General features: G+C 71.2%; 4 protein-coding genes. 3 read left to right on the forward strand and 1 reads right to left on the reverse strand.

Annotated features, from left to right (window positions below):
* Nucleotides 1-1,886 (reverse strand): ATP-binding protein (locus ACFWEP_RS29485; RefSeq protein WP_387374547.1); only part of this gene is annotated, 1,886 nt, incomplete at its 3' end.
* Between the two features lie 798 nt (nt 1,887-2,684).
* On the opposite strand from ACFWEP_RS29485, the gene ACFWEP_RS29490 reads away from it, so the two are divergent.
* From ACFWEP_RS29490 to manD, 3 genes are all read left to right on the forward strand, one after another.
* The gene (locus ACFWEP_RS29490) at nt 2,685-3,965 is read left to right on the forward strand and encodes a family 16 glycosylhydrolase (RefSeq protein ID WP_387374551.1); all 1,281 of its coding nucleotides are present in this window, start codon (nt 2,685-2,687) and stop codon (nt 3,963-3,965) included.
* Nucleotides 3,962-5,359: a ricin-type beta-trefoil lectin domain protein gene (locus ACFWEP_RS29495; RefSeq protein WP_387374548.1), complete on the forward strand. Its 1,398-nt coding sequence runs from the start codon at nt 3,962-3,964 to the stop codon at nt 5,357-5,359. The genes ACFWEP_RS29490 and ACFWEP_RS29495 overlap by 4 nt, the downstream gene beginning before the upstream one ends.
* A gap of 195 nt (nt 5,360-5,554) precedes the next feature.
* Entirely contained in the window at nt 5,555-6,769 is a 1,215-nt protein-coding gene (manD, locus tag ACFWEP_RS29500) for a D-mannonate dehydratase ManD (protein WP_387374549.1), read from the forward strand.
* Nucleotides 6,770-6,804 lie beyond the last annotated feature (35 nt).

Below are 6,804 nucleotides of genomic sequence, written 5' to 3' on the forward strand. Positions count from 1 at the left end.
GGCGGGAGGCTCTGGCCCGCCGGCCGCGGGGACGGTCCGGGCGCGGGCGGAAGGGCGTCGCCGCTGGCCGGCGGCTCCGTGTCCTGCGCCGACCGGGCCTCCGCCAGGTCGATGCCGCGCCGGAAGGCGGCGACGAGGCCCGGGTCGTGCACCGCGTGCTCGTCCGGGACGCGGCGCACCGGGGCCTGGCGGAGCTGTGGCACCAGGTTCTCCTGGTTGGTCCGCCGGGGCAGTTCGGGGCGAGCGAGCGGCGCGGGCTGCGGTTCGGGGTACACGGCCGGTGCGGCCTGCTCGGAGGGCGCGGGGTGCGGTCCCGCGGGCGCCGACCGCTCCGAGGTGCGCTGCGGGAGCGGCGGGCCCTGGGCCTCGCGGCGGATCTGGCGCGGAGGGTGCGGGGTTCCGGGAGGCGGCGCGCCGGGTGTCCCGGACCCGACCGGTGCCGCGCCGGGTGGCCTGAGCCGTCCCGCCACGGGCCGGAGCTGATCCTGCGGCGCGGGCGGGAGCTGGTCCTGGACCGGCTTCCGCCCGCGGTCCGGCCCCCCGGGAAGGACCGGTGCCGGGTGGGCCCGCGGACCGGGGTCCTGGACCGGCGGCCGGTGCACGGCACCGGGCGGCGGCACCGGGACGCCCTCCGGCGGCGTGGTGGTGTCGCCCTCGGTGCCGAGCAGCACCTGCGGGAGGACCAGAACCGCCTGCGTACCGCCGTAGATGTTGCTCTCCAGCCGGACCGCGATGCCGTGGCGGCGGGCCAGTGCGGAGACGACGAACAGCCCGATGCGGCCGTCCTGGAGCAGGTGGGCGACGTTGACCTGGTCGGGGTCGGCGAGCAGGGCGTTCATCCGGCTCTGCTCCTGGCCCGGCATGCCGAGCCCGCGGTCCTCCACCTCCAGCGCGAACCCGGCCGTGACGGGCTGGACCCGCAGCAGGACCTGGGTGTGCGGGGCGGAGAACACCGTGGCGTTCTCGACGAGTTCGGCCACCAGGTGGATCACGTCGGCGACGGCGTGCCCGCGCAGGGTGCCCTCGATCGGCGGAACCAGCTTGACCCGCGGGTACTGCTCGACCTCGGCGATGGCGGAGCGCAGCACCTCGGTGAGGGTGACCGGGTTCGACCACTGCCGGCGGGACACGGCCCCGCCGAGCACGGCGAGGTTCTCGGCGTGGCGTCGGATGCGGGTCGCCAGATGATCGACGTGGAAGAGACCCTTGAGGAGGTCCGGGTCCTCCACCTCGTGTTCGAGTTCGTCGAGAATCTGGATCTCACGGTGCACCAGAGACTGAAGGCGGCGCGCGAGGTTGACGAAGACCTCGACCTTCTGTTCGTTGCCCGTGCTGCTGAAAAGCTGGGAGGCCTGGCCCACGGCGGCAACGGCGGCCTCCTGCGAGCGTGCGATCTCCTGCCCCAGCAGGTCGAAGGCGTCCGCTCCCGGGGCGGTGGGCTGCGGAGTCCTGCGGGCGGGCAACTGCTCCCCCGCCCGGAGCTGTTCCAGCGCTCGCTGCAGGTCGGCCTGGCCCCGGGCGTTGGCCCGGCGGAGCGCTTGGGCGCGGTCGAGCAGCCCGGCCGAGACCCGGCGGGCGCCGATGCACGCCGCCGCGACAGCCGTCACGGCCAGCGCGCCCGACCCGCCGAGCGCCGCCAGCAGGCTGCCGGAGGGACGCACCCCGGAGGCCCGTACGGTGAAGATGACCGCGGCGGCACCGCTCAGCAGGGCGGCCACGGTCGGCAGCAGCGCCGCCCGCACCATCTGACCGCGTATCCGCAGCTGCGATGCCTGCTGCACGGTGCGTGGCTTGGCGGCGGCAGTCTGGGAACGGCCCGCCGGGCGGCCGTGCCGCCCGCTCTCTCGGCGATCCGGTCGCGCTTCTGGTGCGCGAAGTTGAGACATCAGCGTCCTCGGTACGTGGGGCACCCGGAATCGTTCATGCGGTGGCACCAAAGGGGGTCGGTCAGGCTCCGGATCAACCGGGTGGGCTCGAAGAACATGAGCCCATCGTTGATCACTGAGCACACACGGTAGTCGCCGACGCGGCGGGCGTGAGCGCCAGTTGTCGAACTTGCCCGCCATCCGTCCCGCTCTGGTATGACGGCCCGCACTGAAGACCGATTTCCACTCACCTTTTTCGATGACGGAACCGATCGAGCCGAGTGGCGCACGTCACCCCGTGCGACCCTTGGGGCGCGGACCATGACCATGCACCACGGCGACGACCGAACCCGCTCACCACTCGTGACGAGCACACTCGGGGCCGCGAGCGCCACTGGCACCGACAGCCGGCGGCCCGTCTCCCGCAGGACGGCGGGGTGCGCGCGGCTTCACCGCGGAGCCATCCACCCGGTCGTGGCGCAGCACAGGATGAGCCGGTCCGTCCGGTCGAGGGCGGAGTCCACCGTGCGCAGCCCCGCACGCGGACCCTCGGCCGCGCCCCGGCGAAACCGCCCCTCCCTCGGGCGCGAGCGTTCAAGACGTGAACGGGCCGACCGGAATCCCGTCGATACAAGTCAACAGAAGGTATGGACCAGCACCTTGACGCCCTCTCGTCCCCTCACTTAAATCAAGTAGTGAATTAACAAACGGCCTCACCTCTCGGGATGCGGACCTCACCACGGTCCGTCACGCCTTCATCCGCCATGCCCATCTGTCATGCCCATGACAGATCCCCCCACGCGAAGTGATGTGATGACCATGCGAACTCTCTTCAGGCGCCGACTGGCGCTCTCCGTCGCCTCCCTGCTCTGCTGTTCGGGCGTGCTCATGGCCGCCCCGGCAGGCGCGGCGCCCGTGACCTCCCAGAGTGCCGCCACCGCTGCCGCGGCGACCACGACCTTCTCCGACGACTTCAACGGCACCGCCGGGTCCGCGCCCGACACGAGCAAGTGGCAGACCGAGACCGGCGACAACGTCAACAACCACGAGCGGCAGTACTACACGGCGGGGTCGAACAACGCCAAGCTCGACGGCCAGGGCAATCTGGTCATCACCGCCCGCAAGGAGAATCCCGCCAACTACCAGTGCTGGTACGGCACCTGCCAGTACACCTCGGCCCGGTTGAACACCTCGGGCAAGTTCTCCTCGACGTACGGGCACGTCGAGACCCGGATGAAGATCCCGCGCGGCCAGGGCATCTGGCCGGCGTTCTGGATGCTCGGCTCCGACCTGGGCAGCGTCGGCTGGCCCAACAGCGGCGAGATCGACATCATGGAGAACGTCGGCTTCGAACCGGGCACGGTGCACGGCACCATCCACGGCCCGGGTTACTCCGGTTCGGCGGGCATCGGCGCGGGCTACTCCCTGCCGGGCGGCCAGGCCTTCGCCGACGCGTTCCACACCTTCGCGGTCGACTGGGCCCCCAACTCCATCACCTGGTCGGTCGACGGCAACGTCTACCAGACGCGTACCCCCGCCGACCTGGGCGGCAACAGCTGGGTGTTCAACAAGCCCTTCTTCATCATCCTGAACCTCGCGGTCGGCGGCTACTGGCCCGGCGACCCCGACGGCTCGACGCCGTTCCCCGGCCAGCTCGTCGTCGACTACGTGCACGTCACCACCAGTGACGGCGGTACCACCCCGCCCCCGGCCACCGGTGGTTCGATCACGGGCATCGGAGGCAAGTGCGTCGACGTCGCCGGTGCCGCCACCGCGAACGGCACCGCCGTCCAGCTCTACGACTGCAACGGTTCGACCGCCCAGAAGTGGGCCGTCAACAGCGACGGCACCATCCGCGCGCTGGGCAAGTGCCTCGACGCCAAGGACGCCGGAACCGCCGACGGCACCCTGCTCCAACTCTGGGACTGCAACGGAACCGCCGCGCAGAAGTGGGCGACCCCCGCGGCCAAGGACATCGTCGGCATCCAGTCGAACAAGTGCATGGACGCCACCGGCAACTCCTCCGCCAACGGCACCCGCCTCCAGCTCTGGACCTGCTCCGGCACCGCCAACCAGAAGTGGACGGTGAACGCCGCGTGAGCCCTCTCACCGCATCCCGTCGCCGCTGGGTCCCGTCCCTGGCCGTGCCCGCCGCGCTCCTCCTCGCCGCGGGAGCCTCCCTGGTCTCGCTGCCCGCCACCGCGCAGGCGGCGGTGACCGCGACCGGTGCGATCACCGGCATCGGCGGCAAATGTGTCGACGTCGCCGCCGCTTCCTCGGCCAACGGCACCGCCGTCCAGCTCTACGACTGCAACGGCTCGGCCGCCCAGCAGTGGAGCGTCAACTCCGACGGCACCATCCGCGCGCTGGGCAAGTGCCTCGACGCCAAGGACGCCGGAACCGCCGACGGCACCCTGCTCCAACTCTGGGACTGCAACGGAACCGCCGCGCAGAAGTGGGCGACCCCCGCGGCCAAGGACATCGTCGGCATCCAGTCGAACAAGTGCATGGACGCCACCGGCAACTCCTCCGCCAACGGCACCCGCCTCCAGCTCTGGACCTGCTCCGGCACCGCCAACCAGAAGTGGACGGTCCCCTCGGGCGGCAGCACCCCGGCCCCCGGTGGGACCATGGCCGTGGCCCCGTACCTCTACAACGGGTGGGGCAGTCCGCCGAATCCGACGACCGTGATGAACGCGACCGGGGTGAAGTGGTTCACGCTGGCGTTCGTCCTGAGCAACGGCTACTGCAACCCGCAGTGGGACGGCTCGCGGGCGCTGGCCGGCGGGGTCGACCAGCAGACGATCAACACCGTGCGCGGGGCGGGCGGCGACGTCATACCGTCGTTCGGCGGCTGGAGCGGCAACAAGCTGGAGACTTCCTGCTCCAGCGCGGGTGAGCTGGCCGCCGCGTACCAGAAGGTCATCAACGCGTACGGCCTCAAGGCGATCGACATCGACATCGAGGCGGACGCCTACAGCAACGCCACCGTGCAGCAGCGCACGGTGGACGCGTTGAAGACGGTCAGGGCCAACAACCCGGGCATCAAGGTGTACGTGACCTTCGGCACGGGCCAGAGCGGTCCGGACAGCTCCCTGATCAACCGGGCCGCCTCCTCGGGGCTGACCGTCGACAGCTGGACGATCATGCCGTTCGACTTCGGCGGCGCCGGCCAGAACATGGGCAACCTCACCAAGCAGGCCGCCGAGGGCCTGAAGAACGCGGTGAAGAGCGCCTACGGGTACACCGACGACCAGACGTACCGGTCGATCGGCATCTCGTCCATGAACGGTCTCACCGACGACAACGAGACGGTGACGGTGGACGACTTCCGCACCATCCTCGCCTACGCCCAGCAGCACCACCTGGCGCGGCTGACCTTCTGGTCGGTCAACCGTGACCGGCCGTGCACCGGGGGCGGCGCGGACACCTGCTCGGACGTCAGCCAGCAGGCATGGGACTACACCCGCGTGTTCGCGCAGTACACGGGGTGAACCGCCGTGCGGTGGCCGGGCCCGTCACGGTCCGGCCACCGCGCTCCGGGGCGCGGACAACGGCACAGGAGGGAGGCCAGGGCAGAGCACCGGTGACGGGACTGATGGAATACCGGCAGGAACGGCCAGCTCCGGATCGCGGACGGCCCGCCCCGGTATCGCACAGCCCCGCCCAGCACCGGAGAGAGCACGCGCATGAAGATCGTCGACGCGAAGTTGATCGTCACCAGTCCCGGACGCAACTTCGTCACGTTGAAGCTGACGACCGACGAAGGGCTCACCGGTCTCGGCGACGCCACCCTCAACGGCAGGGAACTCGCCGTCGTCAGTTACCTCGACGACCATGTCCTGCCGCTCCTCATCGGGCTCGACCCGCACCGCGTCGAGGACACCTGGCAGTACCTGTACCGGGGCGCCTACTGGCGGCGCGGGCCGGTCACCATGGCCGCGATAGCCGCCGTGGACGTGGCGCTCTGGGACATCAAGGCCAAGGCCGCGGGTCTCCCGCTCTACCAGCTCCTCGGCGGCGCGAGCCGCGACCGGGTCCGCACCTACGGCCACGCCAACGGCGCCGGCATCCCGGAACTGCTCGACTCCGTCCGGGCCCGCCTCTCCCAGGGGTACCGGGCCGTCCGCATCCAGACCGGCGTGCCGGGCCTCAAGGCGGTCTACGGGGTGCACACCACCGACGAGAGCGGCGCCGCCGTGCTCCATCAGCGGGCCAGGCCGCTGGTGGAGGACTGGGACACCGACGCCTACCTGCGGCACGTCCCGGCCGTCTTCGAGGCGGTACGGGCGGAGTTCGGCGCCGAACTGCCGCTGCTCCACGACGCCCACCACCGGCTCACCCCGATCCAGGCGGCGCGGCTCGGCAAGGACCTGGAGCCGTACCGCCCGTTCTGGCTGGAGGACTGCACGCCCGCGGAGAACCAGGACGCGTTCCGCCTGATCCGCCACCACACGACCACCCCGCTCGCGGTGGGCGAGGTCTTCAACACCGTCCACGACTACCAGGCCCTGATCACCGAGCGGCTGATCGACTACGCGCGCTCGGCCGTCACCCACTTCGGCGGGGTCACCCCGCTGCGCAAGCTCTTCGACTTCGCCGCTCAGTACCAGGTCAAGGCCGCGACGCACGGCCCGGAGGACATCTCCCCGGTGGGTATGGCGGCGGCGGTCCACCTGGACCTCGCCGTGCACAACTTCGGCATCCAGGAGTACTCGGGCCACTCCGCGCTCACCGGGGAGGTGTTCCGGCACGCCTACACGTTCACCGACGGGCACCTGCACCCGGGCGAGGCCCCCGGCATCGGCGTGGAGCTCGACGAGGAGCTGGCCGCCGCGCACCCGTACGAGCCCGCCTATCTGCCGGTCAACCGCCTCCAGGACGGCACCGTCCACGACTGGTGAGACCTGGGGGCCGGCCTGCCCCCTCACCCTCCTCC

The organism is Streptomyces sp. NPDC060198 (assembly GCF_042728415.1).
Classification (GTDB): domain Bacteria; phylum Actinomycetota; class Actinomycetes; order Streptomycetales; family Streptomycetaceae; genus Streptomyces.